At 36.5% G+C, this 26,667-nt stretch carries 18 protein-coding genes; 11 read left to right on the plus strand and 7 right to left on the minus strand.

Annotation, left to right across the window (positions count from 1 at the left end; translation table 11 throughout):
* Positions 1-145 precede the first annotated feature (145 nt).
* Positions 146-2,344 carry a histidine kinase gene (locus VB264_RS23160; RefSeq protein WP_323253486.1) on the minus strand — a complete coding sequence of 733 codons (2,199 nt, stop codon included), beginning with the start codon at positions 2,342-2,344 and terminating at the stop codon, positions 146-148.
* Between the two features lie 580 nt (positions 2,345-2,924).
* Here VB264_RS23160 and VB264_RS23165 point away from each other — a divergent pair.
* On the plus strand, positions 2,925-6,041 hold the full coding sequence (locus VB264_RS23165) for a glycoside hydrolase family 2 TIM barrel-domain containing protein (RefSeq protein WP_323253488.1): 3,117 nt from the start codon (positions 2,925-2,927) through the stop codon (positions 6,039-6,041).
* A 125-nt stretch (positions 6,042-6,166) separates the two neighbouring features.
* Here the strand turns inward: VB264_RS23165 and VB264_RS23170 are convergent, their stop codons facing one another.
* From VB264_RS23170 to VB264_RS23180, 3 genes are all read right to left on the minus strand, one after another.
* Positions 6,167-6,418 (minus strand): VF530 family protein, encoded by a 252-nt coding sequence (locus tag VB264_RS23170; protein WP_309923457.1) that lies wholly within the window; start codon positions 6,416-6,418, stop codon positions 6,167-6,169.
* Between the two features lie 179 nt (positions 6,419-6,597).
* Positions 6,598-7,521, minus strand: coding sequence for a DUF4249 domain-containing protein (locus tag VB264_RS23175; RefSeq protein ID WP_323253490.1), 924 nt, complete (start codon positions 7,519-7,521; stop codon positions 6,598-6,600).
* Between the two features lie 24 nt (positions 7,522-7,545).
* Positions 7,546-9,942, minus strand: coding sequence for a TonB-dependent receptor (locus VB264_RS23180; RefSeq protein ID WP_323253492.1), 2,397 nt, complete (start codon positions 9,940-9,942; stop codon positions 7,546-7,548).
* Positions 9,943-10,490: 548 nt separating this feature from the next.
* On the opposite strand from VB264_RS23180, the gene VB264_RS23185 reads away from it, so the two are divergent.
* On the plus strand, positions 10,491-10,697 hold the full coding sequence (locus VB264_RS23185) for a helix-turn-helix transcriptional regulator (protein WP_309923451.1): 207 nt from the start codon (positions 10,491-10,493) through the stop codon (positions 10,695-10,697).
* A 90-nt stretch (positions 10,698-10,787) separates the two neighbouring features.
* Positions 10,788-12,689: a glucosamine-6-phosphate deaminase gene (gene nagB, locus VB264_RS23190; protein ID WP_323253494.1), complete on the plus strand. Its 1,902-nt coding sequence runs from the start codon at positions 10,788-10,790 to the stop codon at positions 12,687-12,689.
* Between the two features lie 563 nt (positions 12,690-13,252).
* Here the strand turns inward: nagB and VB264_RS23195 are convergent.
* The gene (locus tag VB264_RS23195; protein WP_323253496.1) at positions 13,253-14,041 is read right to left on the minus strand and encodes a hypothetical protein; all 789 of its coding nucleotides are present in this window, start codon (positions 14,039-14,041) and stop codon (positions 13,253-13,255) included.
* Positions 14,042-14,214: 173 nt separating this feature from the next.
* Between VB264_RS23195 and VB264_RS23200 the strand changes: the two genes are divergently transcribed.
* Together VB264_RS23200 and VB264_RS23205 are read left to right on the plus strand one after the other, a co-directional pair.
* The gene (locus VB264_RS23200) at positions 14,215-14,958 is read left to right on the plus strand and encodes a hypothetical protein (protein ID WP_323253498.1); all 744 of its coding nucleotides are present in this window, start codon (positions 14,215-14,217) and stop codon (positions 14,956-14,958) included.
* A 227-nt stretch (positions 14,959-15,185) separates the two neighbouring features.
* Entirely contained in the window at positions 15,186-15,962 is a 777-nt protein-coding gene (locus tag VB264_RS23205; protein WP_323253500.1) for a hypothetical protein, read from the plus strand.
* A 518-nt stretch (positions 15,963-16,480) separates the two neighbouring features.
* Here the strand turns inward: VB264_RS23205 and VB264_RS23210 are convergent.
* Together VB264_RS23210 and VB264_RS23215 are read right to left on the minus strand one after the other, a co-directional pair.
* Positions 16,481-18,106 (minus strand): hypothetical protein, encoded by a 1,626-nt coding sequence (locus tag VB264_RS23210; RefSeq protein ID WP_323253502.1) that lies wholly within the window; start codon positions 18,104-18,106, stop codon positions 16,481-16,483.
* Between the two features lie 327 nt (positions 18,107-18,433).
* Complete coding sequence (locus tag VB264_RS23215) at positions 18,434-19,666, minus strand: hypothetical protein (RefSeq protein ID WP_323253504.1); 1,233 nt, start codon at positions 19,664-19,666, stop codon at positions 18,434-18,436.
* Between the two features lie 385 nt (positions 19,667-20,051).
* On the opposite strand from VB264_RS23215, the gene VB264_RS23220 reads away from it, so the two are divergent.
* The 6 genes from VB264_RS23220 to VB264_RS23245 all read left to right on the plus strand — a co-directional run bounded on the left by VB264_RS23220 (position 20,052) and on the right by VB264_RS23245 (position 26,614).
* A complete protein-coding gene (locus VB264_RS23220; protein ID WP_309923434.1) occupies positions 20,052-20,570 on the plus strand; it encodes a DUF4494 domain-containing protein in 519 nt (172 codons plus the stop codon).
* 11 nt (positions 20,571-20,581) lie between these two features.
* Complete coding sequence (locus VB264_RS23225) at positions 20,582-22,261, plus strand: PHP domain-containing protein (protein ID WP_323253506.1); 1,680 nt, start codon at positions 20,582-20,584, stop codon at positions 22,259-22,261.
* A 268-nt stretch (positions 22,262-22,529) separates the two neighbouring features.
* A complete protein-coding gene (locus VB264_RS23230; RefSeq protein WP_323253508.1) occupies positions 22,530-23,006 on the plus strand; it encodes a hypothetical protein in 477 nt (158 codons plus the stop codon).
* Positions 23,007-23,405: 399 nt separating this feature from the next.
* On the plus strand, positions 23,406-24,194 hold the full coding sequence (locus VB264_RS23235; protein ID WP_323253509.1) for a DUF4595 domain-containing protein: 789 nt from the start codon (positions 23,406-23,408) through the stop codon (positions 24,192-24,194).
* A 274-nt stretch (positions 24,195-24,468) separates the two neighbouring features.
* On the plus strand, positions 24,469-26,343 hold the full coding sequence (locus VB264_RS23240) for a sensor histidine kinase (RefSeq protein WP_323253511.1): 1,875 nt from the start codon (positions 24,469-24,471) through the stop codon (positions 26,341-26,343).
* A 1-nt stretch (position 26,344) separates the two neighbouring features.
* Positions 26,345-26,614: a LytR/AlgR family response regulator transcription factor gene (locus tag VB264_RS23245; protein WP_323253513.1), complete on the plus strand. Its 270-nt coding sequence runs from the start codon at positions 26,345-26,347 to the stop codon at positions 26,612-26,614.
* Positions 26,615-26,667 lie beyond the last annotated feature (53 nt).

Consider the following 26,667-nt stretch of genomic DNA (forward strand, 5'->3'; position numbering starts at 1 on the left):
ACGATTCACTAAAAATCCGTCGTTGACGAATCTTTAAATTTGTACTTTTTTTAGAATCTGATTTCGATTTGCTCATAAATAAGTTGATTTTTTGTCAACCTATTTTAGGCAAGCACACATCTAATCACTAATTACTAATCACTAATCACTTTATAATTAAAATAATAACCGCCTTCTCTGGTTGATTTTTTATGTCTATGGTTGCTTTATCGCCGTAAACAATTTTTAGTTTTTCCTTAATACTCCTTAGTCCAAAACCTCCCCCGAACGATTCCCCAAAATCTGGACCGTTGTCATGAATTTTTATCAGTATATTTCCTTCTTGCACGGTAATATTTACCTTTATCAAACCATCACTCGCTATTTTGGAGATACCGTGTTTAATCGCATTTTCTACTAAAGGTTGTAATAAAAATCTAGGGATTTTTTCATCCAAAATACTTTCATCACACTCTATCGTATAGGTTAGTCTATGTCCAAACCGTACTTCCTCGATGGTCAGGTAGGCTTTGATAATTTCCAATTCATCTGCAAACGTATGAAAACTTTCCTCAGTACGTCCCGTCGTGTACCTGAATAATTTTGATAATTGAATCGTCATTTCCTCCGCCTTATCGGGTTTGTCGTGGATTAATCCCGCTATACTGTTCAGCGAATTATACAAAAAATGCGGGTTGATTCTAGCCTCTAAGGCATCTAGCTGTGCCTTTGATTTTAGTTTTTCCAGATTCAACAATTGGTATTCTTGTTCAGAAATTTTGCGGGTAATACTGCGTGTTTTGAGCCAATAAAAAAGATATGACCAACTGATAATCACGGGCAAAACAAAGTAAAAGTAAATAGCTGCTGGCATATCAAACGCCCAAAGGCTCCCTGCTTCATTATGCGAACTAAGGGCTGAATGAAAGAGATTGCCAAACAACAAAGCACAACCCATTAATGGCATAAATTTTACAAGGTCGATAGGTGGGATTCTACTTTCCACAAAATTTAGAAAAACATAAATAGCCGCCATAGCGGCTAGGGAGCTCATCAGGGTTAAATAAAAAGTATCCTGATAAACATCCGAAAAATCAAAGGGTAGCTTGCTGGTGGCTACCGTGAAAAATATCACACAAGTAACGGCATAACCCACCAGCAAACAAAATACGACATTAAAATAAATATTATAATTTGGCTTCCAATGAACCGCATTTTCGGTATCTGAAAAAGGCTTTGATTCCGTATAAGGTTTAGCGGTATTGATAGGTCTCTCCTGAAATTGCTCAGGAGTTTTTTTTTCAGTGAATTTTGGTGGTGCTTCTGTTTTCGGATTATCCGCTGGTTTTGATGGCGTATTCGGTTTGAATGTATCATTAGCAAAATCAGCATTATAAATGGTAATGTTTCCCGCTAAAGTCTTGATGGTTACGTTGGCTCCTCCCCCATTCAGTTTACCCCGAATACTCTGTTTGGTTTGATAACCCGAAAAATTTTGAAGCGGAGGTAATCGTACTCGTGATGCCGATGCCTCCAAATCTAAGGATTGTTCTAGCGGTAACGCCACTTTTATATTTCCGCCAGCGGTATCAAACCAAGCGTATTGGCTAATACCATTTACTTCGGCACGGATATTTCCACCCTTGGTACTTGCACCGATATTACCATTGACATTTTTTAAGTTGATATTGCCCCCAGCGGTATTGCATTCAAAACCTCCTGATACGTTAAAAGCATCAATATTCCCTCCCCAGCTTGAACAATGTATCGTTCCTTCGTTGTTTTGAACATAGATATTACCGCCTTTGGTGTCGATTTTTATATCAGCGTTGTTGCCTGCTAAAAAAATATTTCCACCCATGGTACTAGCCTCTACATTGCCTTGGCATTTTAGTACATCTACATTACCGCCCATGGTAGAGCCACCAATGTTGCCCAGTGTTTGTTCTAACAAAATATTGCCCCCCCAAGTAGAAAAACTATGATTGCCTTCCAGTTTTTTAAGAACTATTTTTCCACCATAAGTTTTAGTGTTTGAATGGATGTTAGCAGGCAAAAACACTCTGAAAGAGGTTTTCTGGAAATTAAACCAGTTATAGATATTCAAATAGTTTGGTTTATTGTAAATAAAGAGCGTGTCATCTACTACGTTCATCGTAAGATCTTGGGCATCGTAATCAAACGTTAGCAGAGGGTCTTTGATGAGGAAAAACGTAAACAAACTACGCACGGTAGCATATACTTCTACCTTAATGGTATTTTCATCATGACCAATCAGTTCTATATCTCCAGAGAATGTTTTGAGCTGAAGATGCTTGATTGCTTCAACTTCGTATGTTTTCGTAATAATTGGTTTATGGTTCATTTCCTAAGCGATAAAAGCACCCTAATGGTTAATTATGATGGAAGTTTAAATTTAATGAATTGTTTTGAATAGATTTTAGCTATTGGCTGTCGGTCGTCAGAAATCGGCTATCAATAATCGTTTATTTTTCCTTTTTTGTTGATGGCTAAGCAATAATTCCAAAAGCTTTTGCTTAATTGCTGATTCAAAACAACTACTGAACCTTGATTTTTAGAAATACTTTCCGACAGATTGAAGTTTTGGTAGGATGAGAGAGTTTTTTTAAGGGATAAAAACTTACCTCATAACGGCGACTGCCCCAATCTGATTAGGCGTCCCTTCGTTTCAGACAAGGAGAAAATTTGTATTGAAAAGCTTATTCTAATAAAAGAGCATGACTTTGCACTACTACGGATTGGGATGAAATACAAGGTGGACTAGAACAACCGAATATTGTTTTTTCACGGAATAATAATATTTTTTGAAGCTATAAGAGTATAAAAGTATTCTATCGTGCATCCTATATATAGAACCCATTTACTGAGTTTAAATAACACCAATGAATCTTATCAAAAAACAAAAAATAACTATTATAAAAACAATGAAAAAAATATTGCTATTAAGTGTATTAATCGCTCAGATAGGATACGCCCAAAGTCAAAATCCTTGGGAAAACCCAGCGGTAGTCGATAGTCACAAAGAACCTGCCCACACCGATTTTATGGTCTATGAAAATAAACCAACTGCCCTTGAAAACGACTATGCAAAATCGCCCTTCTACCAATCGTTAAACGGTACTTGGAAATTCAACTTTGCACCCTCTATCGAAAAAAGTCCTAAAAATTTCTTTGAAAAAAACTTGGACGATAGCCAATGGAATGATTTAAAAGTACCTTCAAACTGGGAAAGAAAAGGTTTTGGCACTCCTATTTATACCAACATTATTTATCCTTTTCCTAAAAACCCGCCTTTCATTGGTGGCGACAACCCTGTAGGAACTTATCGCAAAACATTCACTGTACCAACCAATTGGGATGGCCGTGAAATCCTCCTTCATTTTGGGTCAATCACGGGTTATGCCGTAGTTTATGTAAATGGCAAAGAAGTGGGAATGACGAAAGTATCTAAATCTCCTGCCGAATTTGATATTACTCCATTCCTGCAAAAAGGTAATAATTTACTCGCTGTACAGGTGTATCGTTGGCACGATGGTAGTTACCTCGAAGACCAAGATTTCTGGCGTATATCTGGTATAGAACGTGATGTATTTGTGTATGCTTTACCTAAAACTAGCTTATGGGATTTTTTCTTGAAGGCTGATTTAGATAAAAATTATACCGACGGACTATTTAGTGCTGCTGTTTCGTTGCGTAAATTTGGCGAAAGTGACATTCAAGCGGGTACTATTCTTGCTGAAATTCAGGATAAAGCTGGAAAGACTATTTTCAGTAAACAGGTTGCTGTAAAACCAACAAGTTTAGAAGTTAAACTGGATGGTAAAATTACAAATCCAGCAAAATGGAGTGCTGAGTTCCCTAATTTATATGACTGTATTTTAACCTTAAAGGATACAAAAGGAAATATTTTGGGAATAACCAGCACCAAAATTGGGTTTAGAAAAGTAGAAATCAAAAATGCTCAATTACTGATTAACGGTGTTCCTACGTTGGTACACGGCGTAAACCGCCATGAGCATGACCCTGTAGAAGGACACGTTCCGAACCGTGAATTGATGCTGAAAGATATTCAATTGATGAAACTTTTTAATATCAATGCTGTACGTAATAGTCATTATCCGAATGATACTTACTGGTATAAATTATGCGATGAATACGGTTTGTATGTAGTTGACGAAGCCAATATAGAAACCCATGCGATGGGGGCGGAATGGCAAGGAAGATTTGACCAATCTAAACACCCTGCCTATTTACCCCTTTGGGCTGATGCCCATAAAGACCGTACTGTGCGGTTGTTTGAACGTGACAAAAACCACCCTTCGGTTATTATATGGTCTTTGGGAAATGAATGTGGCAACGGCCCTGTTTTCTATGAAACCTACAAATGGTTAAAAGAAAAAGACTCGACCCGTCCTGTACAATCAGAACAAGCTGGCGAAAATGCTAATACAGACATCGTTTGTCCGATGTACCCTGATATTGCATCAATGATTTCTTATGCCAAAGACCCAAGCAAAACAAGACCATACATCATGTGTGAATATTCGCACGCTATGGGGAATAGTAATGGTAATTTTCAGGAATATTGGGATATTATCGCTAGTTCAAAACACATGCAAGGTGGTTTTATCTGGGATTGGGTAGACCAAGGTATGCAAACGGCTACAACCGATGGAAGACCATTTTTTGCGTATGGAGGCGATTTAGGAGGATATTACTTACAAAACGATGAGAACTTCTGTTCAAATGGTGTGGTAGCTGCCGACCGTACTCCTCATCCGGGTTTATTCGAGGTTAAAAAAGTGTATCAATCTATTTTGTTCAAACAAAAAGACCTTGCTAAGGGTAATATCACCGTTGAAAACCTTTTTGATTTTACCAATTTAGACATCTATCAATTCAAGTGGATAATTGCTAAAAATGGTGTACCTCAGCAAGAAGGAACATTTGCGGTTTCGTTGTCACCAAAACAACAAAAAGAGATTCACTTAGACATTCCTGTCATCGACAATCAGGCAGAATATACGCTTTCGGTATTTGCTTATACCAAAGTAGCGAATCAGCTAGTTCCTGCTGGACACGAAATCGCTCGTGAACAATTTATCCTTAGTCAGCAATCATATTTTGAAATATTAGCTAAAAAGGACACTAAGGCTACTGTACAAGTTAGTCGTGAACAAAATAAAGTTCGTTTTACGGCAGGAGACATTACGGGTGAGTTTGATACCAAAAGAGGACAATGGACAAAATATGGTTTGAACTCGAATAAGTCTGTCATCCAACAATTCCCTGAACCGTATTTCTGGAGAGCAGCTACCGATAATGATTTTGGAAACGAAATGGGTACTAATTTAGGAATTTGGAGAAATGCCCATATCAACAGGGCCGTTAAGAATGTACAGGTAGGCGACCTACAAGCTGATGGAAGTGTACTAATCACGGTAAATTACGACCTTACTGGTATCAATGTCCCTTATACAACTACTTACCAAATTCAACCTGACGGAGCGATAAAAGTGACGGCATCAATGGATATGGGCGAACGTAATTTACCAGAACTCCCTCGTTTCGGAATGCGTATGCAGTTGGATAAATCAACAGATGATATAAGTTATTATGGGCGTGGGCCTTTAGAAAACTATAGCGACCGCAAGACGGCGTCGTTCTTGGGCGTTTATCAGGAATTCAGTCCTAAAGCAATAGTAAGTAACTATATTCGTCCACAAGAACATGGTTATCATACTGATACACGTTGGTTGAAGGTAGTCAATAACAAAGGACAAGGCTTATTGGTAGAAGCTCCTCAGGCTTTTTGTTTCAGTTTACTGCCATATAAAACAGAAGATTTGGACCCTGGAGAAACTAAAAAACAACAGCACCCTACCGACATTAAGATTCGCAATGAAAACACCTTACACATCGATTTAAATCAACGTGGTGTTGGTGGCGATAATAGTTGGGGAGAGCTTCCTCATAAGCAATATAGAATGTTGGATAAAAAATATTCTTACAGCTATGTTATTAAATTGATTGGTAACTAAAAGTATGTAAGGATTTAGGATTTATTGACTTGAAGTTTTAGTAATAAAAAATCCCGAGAATGATTTATTCATTTTCGGGATTTTCTTTTGAAATCAATACTAATAAAAGGCTAATTGCTCACTGCTCAAAGCTTAGAGGCCTTCTCTGCCTTGGCGATATCTCTTAAACTCTTCAAATACAGCAATTCTACTTTTGTTCTTGCCCAAGGAGTTTTTCTTAGAAAAGATAAGCTTGATTTTACATTTGGGTCATAATTAAAGCAACGAATATTGATTAATTCTCCTAACTTTTCCCAGCCATAATAAGCCACTAAATGGTTCACAATATTTTCTAAGGTTAGTCCATGTAATGGATTATTTTTTTGCTTGGTTTCCATATTTTTATTTTTTTTGCTTTAGGCGATAGGCTGTAAGCATTAGGCTATCGATTATCGGCTGTTGGTCGTCGGCTATAAGCTGTAGGTTGTTCTTGACTACCGCCAAAGCCTGCCGAAAGCCGACCACAGAAAGCTTACAGCCTACTGCTTATAGCTTAAAGCCAAATTAATCCACAAATCTAATCATTAAACTGCTTTACTGCCTTATTTTTATCAATTGTCACTTCCAACGTGCTAACAGCGGATGTACCAAACCAACCTGCTGCTTGTTTTTTAGGCGTTGCACTGATATTGATTACATTACAAGGGATTCTGGCTGCTGGCGTTGAAAACAAACCAGTATTGTTCAGTTCAGTACGGAACTGTGTCCAGAAATCAAAATGAGGTTCTGTAATTGAATTAAGTTCTACTTTTAATTTATCGTTTTCTAAATACAATTCTGGCGAAATAGCCCTACGCAATGGCAAAATAAACATCAAGCCATCGCCTACGCTACTTTTGTTTAAAAGAGCATCATAGGCAATCACGATGTTATCAGCTCCGCTAAACATTTTTCCATTTTTATACACCTTCACACGGTAGCAGTCGCCTACTCCTACAAAATCCTTGGCATAAAAATTAGCGTCGTAGCCTTGTTTAGGTTTATTGTCGGCCGTTTGGTTTACTCTGGGACTATCCTCGTATTTATATACGATAGAATCTATCTTTGGTACTCTTTTCAATTCCGATACAGCTTGGTAACTCTCGCCGTCGGCATCTATTCTTAAAGTATAAGTCTTGCCGATAGCTCCCATCGCTTCTGTAGCCGTGCTAGGCGTCCAGATGTACTTACCTTCGTTTTTAGTATCCTTAAATTCGTACACTCTACCCGTATTATCGGTTACTTTCACGGTAGCATTCGTAACGGCATTGGGTGCGGTAGTGCTTAATAATGCCTGCGATTCCGTCAGTTTAATAAATTGTTCGCCCGCTACGTTGGTAATTGTACCTTCTACTACTAAATACTTTTCGGTTTCGGGAACATTTAACTGAATTACGTCTTCGCAACTCATTAAAGAAACACTCAGGAATATTGAAAATATATATTTGATAATCGATTTCATAATTGATAATGTTAAAATTCAGTATTAGAATTTAAAGTTGTAAGTTACTGATGGAATAAACGAGCCTATGATGGACAGACGAACGGCTTCATTTTGTACGATGCCCACTTGGGTAGTTCCGCCATCATCTTTTGGTCGGGTATAAATTGAAAATGGATTTCTACGATTGTATAAGTTATATACCGAAAATACCCATTCTGATTCACCTTTACCAAACAATGCTTTCTTGTTCTTTTTAGTAGCCGAAATATCCAAGCGGTGGTATGCTGGCACTCTTATATTACCTCTTACGCCATTGGTCGTTATCCCCAACGTTAAGTTTTCATACACTCCTTGTCCTTTTCCTAACGAATACGGCACACCAGAGATATAAGAGAAGTTTGAGCCAAAACTCCAAGTTTTATTGAATTCATATTGGGCTACCACGTTCAACGTATGTGTACGGTCATAACGGTTAGGATACCAGTTATTATCGTTCAACCCTTGTACCAAGCGTTCTGTGCGCGCTAACGTATAGCTTACCCAACCTGTCAGCTTGCCTTTGTTTTTCTTACCATAAAATTCTACCCCGTAGGCACGCCCTTTACCAAACATCAAATCTTTTTCAAACTCAGGGTTCAAGAATAAATCTGCACGGTCGGCGTAGTCTATTTGATTTTGTAGGTCTTTATAATATACCTCCACAGATGTTTCGTATTCGTTATTACCAAGGTTTTTAAAGAAACCCAAGGCCACTTGGTCTATCAACTGTGGTTTGATGTTGTTGGTACTAGACGTCCAAACATCCAACGGTGTAGAAGCAGCCGTATTAGAAAGCAAATGAATATACTGAGCCATGCGGTTGTAACTAGCTTTAATCGAACTGCTTTCGCTGGTTTCTAATTTCATGCTCAACCTTGGTTCGAAGTTCTGATAGCTTTGCAATACTTTATTTTTATCGTTGGCTTTGGTCGTAAGGTCATAGCCCGAAGGAAATTCGTCTGAAACGCCCACATATACTCTTTCATAATATACATCTTCTTTACTAGTATAGTCGTATCTAGAAAAACGAAGACCATATTGTAACGATAGTTTCGACGATATTTTCATTTCATTCCCTACATAAGCCGCATATTCTACTGCATTTTTAGGTGCAGACCCAAACGTACGTTTGTCCCCATTTGAGCTAGCCGTAGCCGACCCTGGTGTAAAGTCATAGTTTAATACCTGTCCACCAAAAGTAAGGGTATTGTCTGGACTGATATAATAAGTAAAGTCTGGCTTAAAGCTAAGATTTTTGATATTCGATGTCCATCTAAAAGCATTATTGGGGCGTTTATTAGCCAAATCAGAATCAAGTAAATAATCGTAATTACTATAGAAAGCCGTAGAGTTCAAGAATAATTTAGCACTAAACACATGGTTCCAACGAGCAGAAAGCGTGCTGTTTCCCCAGTTAAAACCAAATTGGTTACCAAATACATCTCTACCAAAATATCCTGATAAGAAAACAGTATTATTCTGATTGATATTATAGTTTACTTTGGCGGTTAAATCATAAAAATTGAATTTTGAATCGGCACTACTTCCCGTTAAAAACGGCTTTGCCAGTACATCAATGTATGAACGTCGTGCCGCTACAATGAACGAAGCTTTATCTTTTATGATAGGCGCTTCGATAGAAAGACGGCTAAAGATTGCTCCAATCCCTCCATTGATTTCTAAATGTTTAGCATTTCCTTCTTTCATTCTTACATCTAAAATAGATGCCCCACGTCCACCATATTGGGCAGGAATACCGCCTTTGATGAGTTTAACATCTTTTACAGCATCTGGATTGAAGATAGAGAAGAAGCCAAAAAGGTGTGAAGAATTGTATACGGGTGCATCATCTAATAAGATAAGGTTTTGGTCAACCCCACCCCCACGGACATTAAAACCACTAGCGCCTTCACCCACTGTAGAAACCCCCGGCAATAGCTGAATAGCTCGCACCAAATCGACCTCTCCTAACAAGGCAGGAATCTTCTTGATGGTTTTCATCTCTATTTTATTCACCGACATTTCTATGCCTTGTACGTTGTCGTCTTCGCGTTTAGCATTTACTACTACTTCCGCTAGCTCCTGTCCGTCCTCTTGAACTTCTACATTCAAGGTAACGTTTTTGTCAATTAGCTTAATGTCTTTTATTGATTTACGATAGCCCAATGAGCTAATGACAATGGAATAATCGCCTTTTGGGAGCGTCAAAGAATAAAAACCATAAGTATTTGTGGTAGTACCAGTCATTAATTCCTTCACAAAGATGGAAGCACCTATCAGACCTTCGCCATTTTTGTTGTCTTTTATATAGCCACTCACTGTCAATTTATCAGATTGAGCAAAAAGTTGTATCGGTAAAATCAATACTACAAATAAGGATTTTCGAATAAGGTTTATCATAAATTGAGATTAGAAATATTTAAATTTATAAATGGTTTTTTGTTTCTCTTTTAAAAACTCAGGAATTTGATTTTAGTTATTATTTTTAAAATAAAATATGTCGTAAATGTCCCTCCTTTGTACTTTCCATATGCATATTATTACATACAATTGTTTGGCTTTCTTCACTTTACCAACAACAACCAAGCCATTTCGTCAATTATTCAGCCATTGGGATGAATATATTTTATTTATTATTTCTCTTACAAAAATGGGTATAAAATCATCAAAAAAGCGCTTTTTAAATAGTTTTTGTAATAGCATGATCATTACTACTCATTTGAATAATGCAAAATTAGCCTTGTTTATGATGAATGAAATATAAGTATGTGATGAATGGCAAGTTCAGTAATCTGACAGTCGGAAGCTATTAAACCCCTACACATAATGATAAATTTACATAAACTATCAATTAATTTAACACATCGGAAACATATTGCCGAATAATAATTTTTATTTTAAATATTAATTGTATATTTGCAAAAATATCAGTAAAATAATTCTGAAATATGAATCTTGAACAATTAGGCAGTGTTATCCGTGAAAGAAGAAATACTCTTTCTCTTAGCCAAGAAAATTTAAGCGAGCAAAGTGATGTAGCGATTAAGACGATTCACTCTATCGAACTAGGGAAGGCTAACCCTTCAATAAAGACACTTAACAAAATCTTAGATAATCTAGGATTGGAAGTAATTGTAGTGAGCAAAAAGGAATAAATCGTCCTTATTTCGTGATGACAGCCCTTTACGAAACAATTCTCTCAATCAAAACATATAAAATCTTTCTAATTCTCAAATTGATTTAACATGGAACAAGCCATTAGTTACGAACGTATTCCGACCATTATTTACGCTGATTCAGATGCAGCGTCTCGGGCAATCGCTCATGAAATCGCTGGCATCATTCGTCAAAAAAGTATTGAAGGTAAACCCGCCGTATTAGGTTTGGCAACTGGTTCATCACCTAAAAAAGTCTACGCCGAGCTTATCAGAATGCACCGCGAAGAGGGTTTAAGTTTCCAAAACGTAGTTACTTATAACCTCGACGAGTATTATCCGATGCAACCAGACGCTGTACAAAGTTATGTGCGTTTTATGCGTGAACAACTTTTTGACCATGTTGATATTCCATCGGGCAACTGGCATTTACCAGACGGCACATTACCTCTTGAAAAATTAGCAGAGTTTTGTAAAGATTACGAAGCACAAATTGAGCGTTATGGAGGCTTAGATTTCCAATTACTTGGTATTGGTAGAAACGGTCACATTGGCTTCAACGAACCCGGTTCTTTGATTAATTCAAGAACACGTTTGATGACCCTCGATTTAACGACCCAAATAGATGCCGCTGGCGACTTTGGTGGTTTGGCGAAGGTATCTAAAAAAGCCATTACGATGGGTGTCCAAAAAATTATGGAAGCCAAACGTGTGGTATTATTAGCATGGGGTGAGCACAAAGCCATCAACGTGGCACGTGCCGTTGAGGGTTCTGTAAGCTCTGATGTTCCTGCTTCTTATTTGCAATTACACGAAAATGCTTGTTTTGTGATTGATACTTCGGCGGCATCACAATTAACCAGACTAAGAACTCCGTGGATGGTGGATTCCGTGAATTGGGACAGACCAATGATTAAAAAGGCTGTTATCCACTTAGCATTAACGGTGAATAAACCTGTATTGAAGCTTACTAACGGAGATTATAACGAAAACGGTCTTTCAGATTTGTTGGCATTATATGGACAAGCGTATGATATAAACATTGAGGTATTCAACTATTTACAGCACAGTATCACGGGATGGCCAGGTGGTAAGCCTAACGCTGACGATTCTAACCGTCCTGAACGTGCATACCCAGCTCGTAAAAAAGTGATTATCTTTAGCCCACACCCAGACGACGATATTATTTCGATGGGGGGGACTTTCCAACGTTTACACGACCAAGGTCATGATGTACACGTGGCTTACCAAACTTCTGGAAACATTGCCGTAGCTGATGATGAAGCTTTACGTTTTGCTGAATTTGTGGTTGACTTCAACGAAAGATTTGAGGCTAACAATGCTAAAGCAAACCGTATTTATCGTGAAGCGGCTAAGTTTTTGAAAGCTAAGAAGGATTCTGAAATTGATACGCCTGAGGTTCGTTATATCAAAGGGTTGATTCGTAGAGGGGAAGCCAAAAATACTTGTCGTTACGTAGGTATCAAAAAAGAAAATATCCATTTCTTGGATATGCCTTTTTATGAAACAGGAACGGTACAGAAAAACCCAATCGGACAGGCTGACGTTGATATCGTATTGAACTTGATTGAAGAGATTCAGCCACACCAAATTTATGCAGCAGGTGATTTAGCTGACCCGCATGGAACGCACAAGGTTTGTTTAGATGCTATTATCGAAGCGGCACAAAAGCTTAAACACCGCGAGTACATGAACAATTGCTGGATTTGGTTGTATAAAGGTGCATGGCAAGAATGGGATATCGACCAAATAGAAATGGCCGTACCGATGTCGCCAGACCAAGTATTGAAAAAACGTTATGGTATTTTCAAACACCAATCACAAAAAGATGGTGTACCTTTCCAAGGTTCAGACGACCGCGAGTTCTGGCAACGTGCAGAAGATAGAAACAGTAATACCGCCAAACTATACAACAAATTAGGCTTAGCCGAATACGAAGCGATGGAAGCTTTTGTAAGATGGAAGTTCTAACGATTTTATTACACTAATCAACAGTAAAAGGTTGGCAAATTAATTTTTGTCAGCCTTTTTTTTGAGGGTTAGCTATTAGATTATTGGACTTTAGGATTATTGGACTTTAGGATTATTGGACTTTAGGATTATTGGACTTTAGGACTTGAAGATATTAGACTTAAGGACATTAGACTTAAAACCGTGGTCTTTGGCACACAGAACACAAAAATGTCCATATCAAGTTTTATCAACCAAAATCATCACGCACTGTGTTCTATGTGCCACAGACCACGGTGCGGACTTGAAGAATATTAAAAAAATCTCTATAATCCGCGAATTAAATCAGCGAAAATCTGCGGGTAAAAATTAAGCGCTTTGGACAGTTTATATCATAGTTGTCAACTAATTAGAAGTCATGCCATGAGTGACGACCAGAAGGGTATGGTGGAACTGATGAAAAAATATTGAAAAAGCTTTACGATATGGGTGAAAGTGCACAATGTGACCATAAACTTAAAAGTAATTTATAAAACTATCATTTACAGCAAAGTATAACTTCTATTTAGTGCGTGAAATGTATATTATTTCTGTTTATTATAAATTTTTTCGACAAGTCCTGATAAGCAACCTCTACATGTTACCGTTTCAGCGTTTCTACTTTTTATTAGTTTGATTAATTTATAAATGTCTGACGGAATCACATCACCTTGTCGTTCTAACATTTCAAAGCCAGTAACCCCATACACTTGAGTTTCAACGCAAATACTTTTTACCATATCTGCTAGTTCTGATGTATTTTCTTCTTCAACCAGCTTTAATATTTTCTCCCCCATTGTAGTTATGGGTGCTCCATAACCACAATACATGGCAAATTCTTCTGACGTTGAAAGCTCAGAGAGCAAATTGGCTAAAGTTTTTTTTGATTTATACAATTTATTTCGTTGATTCAAATAATTTAAAGATTGCTCTTTATTGATCCTAGAATAGTAGTAAGAAGATGGTGGGGCATTATCGAATGGGTCATTACCATGTTTTAATGTCAATACGCAAATAGTGTCATTTTTCTTAAGAATGTTTATTTGATAACTATAAAAATTTAGGGCTATCTCTATTCTTTGGTGCCTGTAGCCAACATCTAAATCTCTGTCAAAGCGAATATTGAAGTCACTTCTTGAAAGTATATGTTTTGATTTCAAAGAGTCTAATTTGTAAATTAGGGTAGAAGATAAAGGTTGTGTTTGTAAAACACTTACAATTTTTACAGCGTAACTCTTTGCATCTTGTCCAAAAGATGGCGAGATATACAACATAAATAGTATTAATAAGTATCCAAGCTTTATTCTTGCTGAAAGCATTCGTAGTTTAACCATTGACTTATCATTTTAAATGTGAATTTATGATTAATTTAAGTAAATTGTGCAGGAGCTGTGAATCAATAAGTTTCTTTTTCTATAGAATATTTAACTAAATCCATTTTTGAAGCCTGTTGTTTTGTTTATAAGCCCGACTTAAAATATGTTCATTAATCTATCAATATCTTTCTATGCGTTTATTTAATTTTCTTATTGCCTCAATAATTATTTGTTTAACACTTTGGAATTGTGGTCATAAACAGTCTGAAACTACTGAGCAAGATACAACAATAGTGAATCAGCAAAATAGTACTGATACACTAGCTAAGATATTATCAATGCCTGATACCAACGAGCATCAAGTAACAACCAAGCACTTTATTTTTACTTTTGAACCATCAACAAAGGATTTTTTTGATAAAACAAATCAAGCAACTAATCTGATTCCTGATAGTACTAAGCTAGAAAAGGTTGGACTAAACTGGTTTGGAAATCTTGCCGACGGAACAAAAAAACATATTGCTACAAATGATACCACCGAAGGTACTTATGCAGTATATGAATTTATTGGAGTTTTAGCAGGGCAATCACAGTGGGTCTTTCTATTAAAATTATATGAGTCTGCTGAATACGTATTGATTGATATGCATACGGGAAAACACACGCCTTTGTATGGTTTTCCCGTTGTTTCTCCTGATAAGAAATGGATTATTTCGGGTAATGCAAGTTTAGTGTCGGATGAATCGGTTAATGGTTTTAATCTAATACAAATTACTCCTCAAGGGTTGATTGTTAAAGATGAAGTTGAATTAAAAACTAGAGGGATAAATCAGCTTAAATGGATAAACAATACTACTTTAGTAGTAGAAGAAACATTCCTTCAAAACGATGAGGAGTTAATTCGTTATGCTAAATTGTATATTCAGAGAAAGTAAACCTTAGATTCATGGCATGACTTTAAGTCATGCAATAAGTTGACAGATAAATCAACAAAAAACATGGTGACCATTTCAAAAGAAAACCAATTACTTACCCTAATCAATGTATTTACAGTGGCACCCGAAAAAATAACAATAGCTAATAGACCTATTGATTTTAGCTATTGATAGCCGACATCTGAATGCTTCTACACGACAATCCAATTAACTAATTATATATCATTATGAAAATACATATAAGCCTATTCTTATTATTAACATTTATTTCTTTTCAAACTTTTGCTTGCAAATGTGGAACGATACCACTTTTAGAGGAATATCAATCTTCAGCATTTGTCGCTACTGTTAAAATTATAAAAGTAAGCCCCGACCCACTCGACGAAGATTACCATGACCTAGAGGTTGAAATACTAGAAATCTACAAAGGAGAGCCGACTACCAAGCTTAAACTAAGAAGTGCTTTGAGAACTTCTTGTAGTTTTATGACGCCTGAAAATACAACATGGTTAGTTTTTGTTTCAAAAGATAATAAAGGTTTTTTAAGATTTGGGGCCTGTTCAGGCAGTATTCAGATTGACGAACAATTTGACGAAAGTGTCTATCCCAACTCAAACGAAAATCATAAAAAAAGAGTAGCCTTAAAATTAGAAGCATTGGCCTATTTACAAAGAAGTAGCCTACTGAGCAATAATAAATACAAGATAACAACGACGGATGTTTATGGTTGTCTAGATGGAATTAAGGGTTTTACTGAAAATGAGAGATTTGCTATTTATGAGATTGATGTAAACCCTGATTTAACTATTAAAAAAATTAAAGCCTTTAAACGATTCCATAACAAGAAGCTTACACGTACTCTGTTAAAGTGCTTAAAAAATAATCTAAGTATTAATACATATCTAAAAAAAGCTATCCCCGAGCCTACTAAGGTATTCTTGATGTTTTTTTATTATCCACAAAATGACAAGAATCAAAGTTTTATTTCTTATTGGGATCTTTGATACTCATCCTCTTTAATACTTCAAGTAAAGGTGAGGCATGCCATAAGTTGTCAATGAAAAACAAAGTCGCAAAATCCCGAAGGGATGATATGATTATAGCCATTAATGATAATCAATTACGTTAAACCCTGAAAGGGTGATATTGCTCACGAGTTCTAACATCTTTCTATTAGCTGGTGACTTAAGTCCTATCAATTACCCACATCTTTTAAAAAGTTAAAATGAAGAGGTGATTATTGATAAAATTGGTTTGAATAGGTTTAAATCGTCCTTCAAACCGAGCTTTGGTCGTCTCTTGTCATAGCCTGACTACGTGAATTTCTTATCACTAGCGAGGGACTTAAGTCCCTCGCTAGTGATAAGAATATGACTATCAAGTACTTATGGATATATGGGTAATCATTAGGACTTAAGTCACCAGCTAATAGAAAGATGCTTTTACGGATGGGGGTTCGAAGATTAATACATCTAAAGCAAATACCTGATTACTGAAACCCGAAGTCCGATAGCCTTGAACCCTAAATCACCTTTGCATCAAAAGTGCCCGTCAGGATTTTACCATTTCTTTTTACTTGCAACCAAATTCTATAGTTCCCTGCCTGTGGGAATACATAAGGAAAGTTTACCGTATTATGGTGTTCTCTTTTGTTGTCAGGATGTAACATATTGGGCATCAGGAAATTATCTCTTTCAGTTTCTGACATCACACTCAATTTGGTCATGATTTTATCTACGCTATCTTTAAAAGCAGTTGTTGGTAAGAAAATAGGTTTGCTAGATGTTTCATTCAACCTTTTTTGCATCACAACTACCGACGTTGAAGAAACCGTTCCCGTAGGGTGCAAATGAATATATACCGAACCATCATCTTTGACGACAGCCGCATGCCCCATCATGCCTAAATAAGGTTCAAGCTGTGCTTTTGTACCATCAGGACTTACAATAGTAAACTTTAAATCATAGAATTGCCCCGTCATCAAAGGTTTTTTAGGGTCAGCTTCCCACACAATACTTGAGCCATCCTGCAATTTAGTTTTTACCCCAGGCGTACCACAGATAGTTATCAGGTCACTTTTTACGGTAGCCTCTTTAGTATTCAACGGATTCGTAATCGCATAGGCATCATAAGGGTCTTTTAAAGGACTTACAGCCTTACCATTTATAATTTGTTTCGTGATTTCAACCGTATCTGCAATGGTATATTGCGACCCTTGCAGGCGCATTACATCTGCATACAACAAATATTTCCCCGCAGGTAAGTCGGGCATTTGGGCTTCAAAGTTTAATGTATCTATTCGGGTAGGATGCAAATGGGCAAATACATCCATCGTTCCCTTTCTTATTAAAAACAAGTGCATCAGTTTACCGTGGTCTGGAATGGCATAGCTTAACCAACGTCTTTTGACAGAATTGCTATCAATCTGTAATTTCAATACCGATACGCCGTTTTCTTCTATTACTTTGGTGTTGGCTGTATAAGGTTGGTACAACTCTCTTTTATAGTCGTCCGTCAGTCCGTTCCACCAATTATTGCCAACAAAAAGTAAAACACCACAAAAACTCGCTCCAATCACTGAACCTCTGACTCTCCTTTTAATAGTAGCATCATTACTACTTTCGCCTACAGCCTGTAAGCTGTCGCTCGTACTAGCTCCGATGATGGTAGTTAGCAGACCCACCAACAGCAAACCCAACCCTGCCAACATCCACCCCAGCGACGGTGCCATCTCGCGTTTGACAGTAGCAATGGCTACGATAGGGACAATCATGGTACCTTTGCCACGGTTACCCGTAATCTCTACTTGAACACTAGCCGCACCTGAGTTCATTAGCCAAATCTGACCTTCGTAGCGTCCTGCCTGATTGGCTACGGGAAAAGCCTCGTCTGAACGAGGAGACCCTTCATCGCCAAACCAGTAATAAATGGGCTTAATATGTACTTTCTGAATATCATTACCATCCGTAATGACTGTTACTTTAGCCGTTCCCGGAATTACATCTGGCGGTTGTACGTATACTTGCAATGCATATTTACCTGCATTGCCTTCAAAAACAACGCCCGAGCTACCGATATGGGCATGACTTCTGTAAGTAATACACAGAGAAAGCAGTAGGAATAAACTGTTTAAAATATTTTTTTTCATAGTGATTTTTTTAAGGCAGGTAAAGAATTAAGAATATACCCAAAAATATTTTTTTATTATAAACCCCGTAGGAGGCTGTCCAAAAAGCTCTTACAACCAAATATTATTCTGCGAAAGACCTCATCCCCAACCCCTTCTCCTTCAGAGAAGGGGCTTTTTGAGCTCAAAAGCTCCCCTCTCTGAAGGAGAGGGGTTGGGGGTGAGGTTTCAAACCAAAGAATATTTGGCAATGGTTTTCTTTTTGGACAGCCTCCTACGGGATATTTTTTCTATTTGAATTTCTACTTAACAAGCTGAAAGCTCATTGCTCACAACTTAAAGCTAAAATCACCGCTGCACTTTCTGCATCCATTTACCCCACATTAAACCTACTTTGGCAGATAAAACACCAAGTATCAAAGCCACTCCTCCGCCAGTAGCCCATGCAGATACGCCCGTAGTAACATCCCATGGAGCAAATTTATAACGATATTGCCAGTCGGCATCACTGCTATACGACCATGCATCTGATTGGAAAAACCAGTTGCGGGCATAAGGAGATTCTAATAAGAAATTACCTGCTGGATATTGGATAATCAAGAAAGTGGCGAGGAAACCAAAGCCCATTAATACGGATAATACCCAATCGTCTTGGGTTGCGAATTTTACTTTTAGTATATCAATAACCAACGCAGGAAAAACCAATAATAAAGGGAATGCCGTCGTTTGGTAATTGGTAACAGGGTTGGCAATTGGTCCTAATAAAGGCTCTGCTGGAAAGAGTCTGAGGGTAGCATTGATGGCGATATAATAAACCATATAAATCAAGGCTGCATAAGTTGCACCCCATTTGCTATCGGAAGCACGCGAAAAAGCAATAATCAACATCGGGAATAATGCCGAACCTATTTGGTAAAACAATGCATCGTGCATATTCCATCTGCCCAAAAATTCAAACATAAACGTATAGGCTGTGGCCAATACCATGCCTGCCGTAAAAATAAAAATCCAACGTAAACGAGTTATGCGGGCTTTGTTTTGTTCAGCACTTAAACTCGCTATTTTTTCTTTTCTGTTCAAAATCGCTAACACCATAATCATGGCACCGATTTGAATGGCAATCAAACCCAACAACAAGACAGTGTGCGGAGGTGAGAAAATCTGAACGTCTAGTCCATAAGTATTATGCCACCAGTCGTCAAAAGGTGCAGATGTCCCTGCTACAAAACCGCCCCAGATACAAAGCATTCCACCCAAAGAGCTATAAAAAATACCCCAGAAATTCACCATCTTACCTTTTTCAGAGGCATTGCCCCAGAACGAAGTTTTAAGTACCTGAAAACCTGAGATAATCCCTGCGAAGGCGGCACCGATGTAAATCAGATTGTGTGGAGCAGAGAACAGTCCGTCTCTTCCTATCGTCATGTGCCATGCAATATCCCATAGGATACCACTGATAACCAAGCACGAACAAATAGCAACTACATAGACATATAAAGGAATACCCAAAAGGAGACTAGCAAAACTTGTTTTACTTTGCTGGGTGTGCACAGCAGGATTAAAAACGCTTGTTGATTCCATCTTGTTAAATAAATTTTGAAGAGACTTTATTGAAAATAGGTGACTAAATTAATCAATAAAACCAAGAGACTCAGGGAGTCTGACAAATTGTTTAATATCATAGATGCTAAAAAGTATAAAAGGGTTGCAAGAAGTTATTCACAAGCAATTGTATTACTAAAGAAGTCTTGATAGTTTTGTATAGGGAACCTCACCCCCGGCCCCTCTCCTTCAGAGAGGGGAGAATATCTGTAACTGAATATAAAATATTCTAAAGATATTTTATATTCAGTTACAGGTACAAACTAGATTACTTAGAGTTGTTTACAACTCTAAGTGAAAAGCTCCCCTCTCTGAAGGAGAGGGGCTGGGGGTGAGGTTTTGTTATTAATTAAAAAAACAAAATATGGCAACTTGGTATTTAGGTAAAATACGTTACCAACGTGAAGACGAAGCGGGTTCTTTAAAAACAATCAATGAGGCATACTTAGTAGATGCCGTTTCATATACCGAAGCGGAAGCTAGGATGTTTGAAGTAGTGGCAAGTAATACGCCTGACTTTCAGTTGATTAATTTGGCTAAAATGAAGCTGAGCGAAGTTTTCTTTGAAGAAAATGGCTCAGAAATCTGGTATAAAGCCAAGGTACAATACATCACTTTCGACGAAAAAACACAAAAAGAAAAGAAAGTACCACACATGATGTTAATCAATGCTGAAAACCCGAAAGAGGTGTACGAGGCTTTGGTGAAAAATTTAGGAAATCTAAACGATTATCTGATTACAGATATCAACATTACTACTATTTTAGAGGTATGTCCGTATGTTCCTGAAAACGAGCTACTGAAAAAAGGTAATTTCAGACCCGTAGCCGAAGTATTGGCCGAACAGGAAAGCCAATTGGCAGATCAAGCGAATCAATCATAAATGAAAGCTTAATGAATAACGAAGAAATTGTCGCCTTACTTGAACTGACGGTAAAGCTGCTTGAATTACACGACGAAAACGAATTCAAAATCAAAAACCTTGGTTTTGCGGTGCGTGCTTTGGATAAAACTACCGAAGATTTACTCAATATGTCGGTAGCTCAATTATCAACCTTGCCAAGTGTTGGGAAAAGTATTGCGACAAAAATTGAGGAAATCGCCCGAACGGGTACTAGTCAAGAGCTTAGTGAATTGTTGGCTCGCACGCCCGAAGGTGTGTTGGAGATGCTTGCCATCAAAGGCATTGGCCCAAAAAAAGTACGGGCGATTTGGAAAGAACTCAATATTACTGATACCCGCGAATTGCTGATAGCTTGTGAAAATGGTCATGTAGCAAAATTGAAGGGTTTCGGTGATAAAATCCAGAACACCATCAAAGAGTCTATCTTGTACGCACAGTCGAATACGGGGAAACTTCGGATGGAGAAAGGAGAAGAGTTGGCTCAAGTATTATTCGATGAACTAGAAGCACATTTCGAACACGTCTCAATCGTTGGTGATGTCAGACGTAAAAACGAAATCGTAGAAAGCATTCAGTTAGTAGTGGGGCACGAAAAACCTTGGGAGGTTCAGCAATTTATCAATACCTTACCGACGTTACAACAAGACGAAAAATCGTCGTCACCATTTGCTTGGCGTGGACATTTTGAAGGCAAAGGCATCGATATTGAAGTATTGATTTGTTCGCCAGCACAGTTTGTTAACCAAGTGTTTATTTATTCGGCTTCGCCTAAACATTTGGCGACTCAGCATTTATTAAAGACGGTTCAAAAAGAAAACTTTGAGTCGGAAGAAGCCATTTATGCCAGTGTGAATATACCTTATATCATTCCCGAAATGCGTGAGGGCAATTTCGAGTTTGATTGGGTTCAAAAACATCAGAATGAGGAATTGATTACGTGGGATGCCCTAAAGGGTATTTTGCATAATCATTCTACCTATTCAGACGGCAGACATACCCTAAAAGAAATGGCAGATTACTGTCGTGAATTGGGTTTTGAATATTTAGGTATCGCCGACCACTCTAAAACGGCATCTTATGCCAAAGGACTTTCAGAAGAAAGAATTTTTGAGCAACATGCCGAAATAGACCGCCTGAATCAGCAATACGCTTTGATGACCGACCGCCCTTTTAAAATCTTGAAAGGGATTGAGTCTGATATTTTGGGCGATGGTTCTTTAGACTATCCTGATGATGTACTCCAGAGCTTTGATTATATCGTGGCTTCTATCCATCAAAACCTAAAAATGACGGAAGAAAAAGCGATGTCGAGGCTAATAGCGGCTATCGAAAATCCTTATACTACCATCTTGGGGCATCCAACGGGCAGACTGTTGTTATCAAGAGCGGGGTATCCTGTAGATTATCAGAAGATGATAGATGCCTGTGCTGCGAATAACGTCGTGATAGAAATCAATGCTAGCCCCTATCGGTTAGATTTAGATTGGCGGTGGATACAATATGCCTTAGAAAAAGGCGTAAAATTATCCATCAATCCCGATGCCCATGAAATGGAGGGTTATTTTGATATGCACTATGGGGTAGCCGTAGCTCGCAAAGGGGGACTAACTACTGATATGACGTTTAATACGTTGAGTTTGCAAGAAATTGAGGCTTATTTAAAGAAGTAGGGAGCTTTCAGCTATCGGTCGTCGGCTTTCGGTATTATTGTACTTCGAGATATTTCCCAAGTTTGGCGTAGTCTTCGACTACGTCAGTACTTCGGGCATTCTTAAAAATGCAATTCCGTCCAATTCTTATTTATGAATTAGGAAGTAGCGAGTTTGTAACCTCTTGCATTGTGGTTTATAAAACCACAATGATTACAGCCCAGCATCTTAGATGCGGACTAACAGGAAGTTTTAGCTAATATTTTAAATTTAAAAAGTCTATTACATTATGTATCTTTCAACAAGATTTTATAGAAAAAAGGATTTAAATCTTTCAAGGAAAATATCAATACTCGGAATGTATGAATGTGAGAATGGTACAAACTGTGAAGGATGGGTTTATGATAATGTCAATTATCCTGCACTTGAGTTTTATGGTTTTTGGCAATTTATAAATATATATCTGAGTGATGAGTATCAAAAGACTCTTGAATATAGGAGCGAAAAAAGTAATTTTTTATTCATGAATCTAGTACATGAAAATAAAGTTTTTTACAAAGTAGAAGACACCTTTATGAAAGTCTTTTTTGAGCCTAAATATATTTTACCAAGTATGGAAAAAATGTATTTTTTGTATGAAGATTTATTTTCTTTTGTAAATACAATTGATGAAGATAATGAAAAAGAAGTTTTACATCTTTTTATTCAACAATTAAAACGTGCCATTGATGATGATTTGGTAGTTTACATAAATATTCCTGATTAATAATTTCGCTGTTTGGCGTAGTCTTAGACTACGTCAGTGCGTCAGGCATTCTTAGAATGCAACTCCGTCCGACTCTTATTTATGAATTAAGAAGTAGCAAGTTTGTAACCTCTTGCATTGTGGTTTATAAAACCACAATGATTACAGTCCAGCATCTTAGATGCGGACTAACAGGAAAGCGTTAAGCAAAGCGTCACTTGTCCTTATATGAAGTATTTCTTTTGAAAAGTAAATAATTTAAAAGTTCAAGCCACAAGCTTGAACCAGTAAGTGTCTTATTCCTATCAATTTAATTGTTTAGAGGAAGGACTGAAGGAGACCTAGGAAGTGATTTGATAAATTTCCAAGGATTAATATTAATTTCTATACGAAAACACTATAAATTAAACATTAAGAATTATGAACAAAAAATATTTACTACCTGTCTTTTTTATGTTGCTATTCAGTTGTAAAAAAGAGGTAGACCCTGCAAATTCTTGTTATGTTACATCAGTTAAAGATGAAGATAAAGATATAACTGCAACTATAAATTATGATAAACAAGGAAAGATTTCTGGTATAATTAGGATGCAAGGAACATTTAAATTAGAGAAAGATACAGTCATTTATTCGGGCAATAAAATAACAGTGAATTCTACTCCTTACAACTACTCTGAATATGTGAAATCTACTTGGACTTTAAATAGTGCTTCACAGGTTGCCAATTTATCTACTTTTGATGTTTATAGTAAAGAGTCGAGGAGCTACAGTTTTCAATATAACAGTGATGGGTATTTGATTAAATTCATATCAGGTGTTTTTCAATATGACGTAACTTACGATTCAGGAAATCCTATAAAAATTACATCCAAAAGAACAGATTTTGTTAATACGCCAGAATTAAGTTATGAGATGGAATATTATACAGATAAAATTAATTTGGAGCAACCTAATTTTCAAAAATCACCTATAGTATTCAATTTTCTTGATGAACGTAACTTTGGTTTTTTCTCTGAAGATATTTGGTTTATTTATAATTTGGGGAAAAAATCAAAAAATCTCATTAAAACTCTTAAAAGGTATAATTCAGGAGGGTATTTAGGTTCAACTTTTAATTTTACTTATGAGTCTGATGGTGATAAATTGAAAAGAAGGTTAATGACTGGGACATCATCTAATAATTCAACATTTGCATATAAATGTGAGTAACTATTTTTAGTTTTTTCCCCGCTTGTCTAAGTGTTTTTTAGTGAAGTAAGAAAGTTAGCATTAAAGCAATTAAAATAGTTTTGCTAAAAATCCAACACATCGCCAAGCCCTTTTGGTTACAATTTCAATAACAAAAACGCCACAAAGAAAAAACTTTGTGGCGTTTTTGGGTTTAAATGCAGTTTACATCCCTATTTTGCAGTTTACAAGAAACTTGTTTTTGCCAAACAACTATTATAGTTCTTTTGTGGTATAAACATTTAAATTTACTACCATGAAAAAATTACGTTACTTATTAGTCTTCCTTATTTTGGGAACGACTTGTTTTTCTCAAGACCATGAAAAACTTCCTACAAAACCTTGGAAAGAGATTGTTGAAATGAATAATGATTATCAACAAATAACAAAATGGGACAACGATATCTATGTTAGTTTAGAAGGGAATTACACAGCAGAAGACTCGATAACTATCGGTAATATTTTAAAGAAATTAGATACTTTGACAGAAACTATTTCAATCCAATTTTCAAAATCAGAGAAACCAAATTTTAAAATTAAATTTTTAGATGCTGTTCTAAAAGAAGGTAATAGTTACACAACAAGCCGTTTTGGTTATCAAGGTCAAGGTTATTCAAGTTGCGAGCTTTATATTTATAAAATAGATGAAGGAGATACAGATTTAGATATTAGAAAATCTTTGGAATCACGTATAGCCAAAGCATTAGTTGGAGGAACTTTTGCCTATCCACTCATAGAAGAAAAAAGAAACAGCATCTTTAATCTAATGATTGCATTATCAAATAGTAAAATCCCTTTGAATGATGAAGACAAGGCAATCATTGAAGAAGTCTATAAAAAAGGTTTCGAAGAAAAACTGGCAAAAGCACAAAATCAATTTAAAGATAGTGTCATAAAAAAGATAGAAGAGGGTAGAATTTTACGTAGAGACGGTTCTTTATGGTGGGTAAAAAACCCAGTAGCTATTATATTTTTACCTGCGCTAATTTTAGTATTATTAGGGCTGTTTTTTATTCATAAAATTAATAAATCAATCAATATTAAAATCAAGAAAGATTGGCTTCAGTTTGGTATTGTAGCCGCTATAGCCTTGCTATTCGCAGATATAATAATTGTATTATATAATTATTTGTATGATTTGTTAACAATACCAGTTGAATACCAATATACGCGTATTATCATAAAAGACTCAATCTTATCCACCTCTTTATTGCTGGCAATTTTATTCCCTTTTCTCTATTTGTTTCGTTTTATTGAGTTGAAAATTCAAAAAACAGTAAAGAACTTATTTGCTAAGACTGGATTAATCTTTTTATCAACGGGATTTTTACCTTTTGGATGTTTTTTAATTTTCTTTTTTATCTTTAACAATGCACTTAGTGACCAAGAAAATTACTTATTTGGTAAATACCAACAAAATTATTTAGCTTTATCTCAAGTATTTTTATTTTTAATGGCAATTGCATCGCTCAGAGCATTAATAGGCTACTTTATTTTTAAAGAAAGAAATTTAATGATAGAAAATGAAACTAAGTTAGCTAACCTAAGAGAACTAAAAGCGAAAGCAGAATTAAAATCGTTACAATCCCAAATAAACCCCCATTTCCTATACAATTCTTTAAACTCCATTGCCAGTTTAGCACCAATAGATGCCCAGAAAACCCAAAAAATGGCTCATTCATTATCAGATTTGTTTAAATATTCCATCAACCGAAAGGATAAAAAAACAAGTACCGTTCATGATGAAGTTGAAATGGTGAAAACCTATTTAGACATAGAGAAAATTCGTTTTGGTGATCGCTTGCAATTTACTGTAACAGTAGATAAAGATTTAGAAAACCATGAAATACCTTTATTTTTAATACAGCCATTAGTGGAAAATGCGGTGAAACACGGAATTTCAAGAAATGAGGGCATTGGCAAAATTGATTTAAAAATTGCGAAAGAACAAAATGAGATAACTATTGCAGTAAGCGATAATGGTCCTGACTTTCCAGAAGGTTTATTAAGTGGTCATGGTTTACAAACGGTTTTTGATTTGTTGCGATTAACCTATGGAGACAAAGCCACTTTAAATTGGACAAATACACCCGAAAAAATGATTATTATTACAATTCCTGAATCTATATAATATGAACAAACGCTATTCTACCATCATTATTGACGATGAAGCACCTGCAAGATTAGGCTTGCAAAATTTACTAAAAGAATTCCCTGAAACTTTTGATATTATTGATATAGCACAAAACGGAACGGAGGCACAGCAAAAAATAGAAGCATCGAATCCTGATATTATTTTTTTAGACATTGAAATGCCTGGCTGTACTGGTTTTGAATACTCTACCCGATGTTTTTTATTAAATATTGATAATGAGATAGTTGTATTTGAATCCACCGAGTAAATATATTCAAAAGCTCTTCCCAGATTTTCAAAAATCCTTGATTGATGTTTCTA

Origin of the sequence: Arcicella aquatica (assembly GCF_034928825.1) — a bacterium.
In the GTDB taxonomy this organism is placed as follows: domain Bacteria; phylum Bacteroidota; class Bacteroidia; order Cytophagales; family Spirosomataceae; genus Arcicella; species Arcicella aquatica.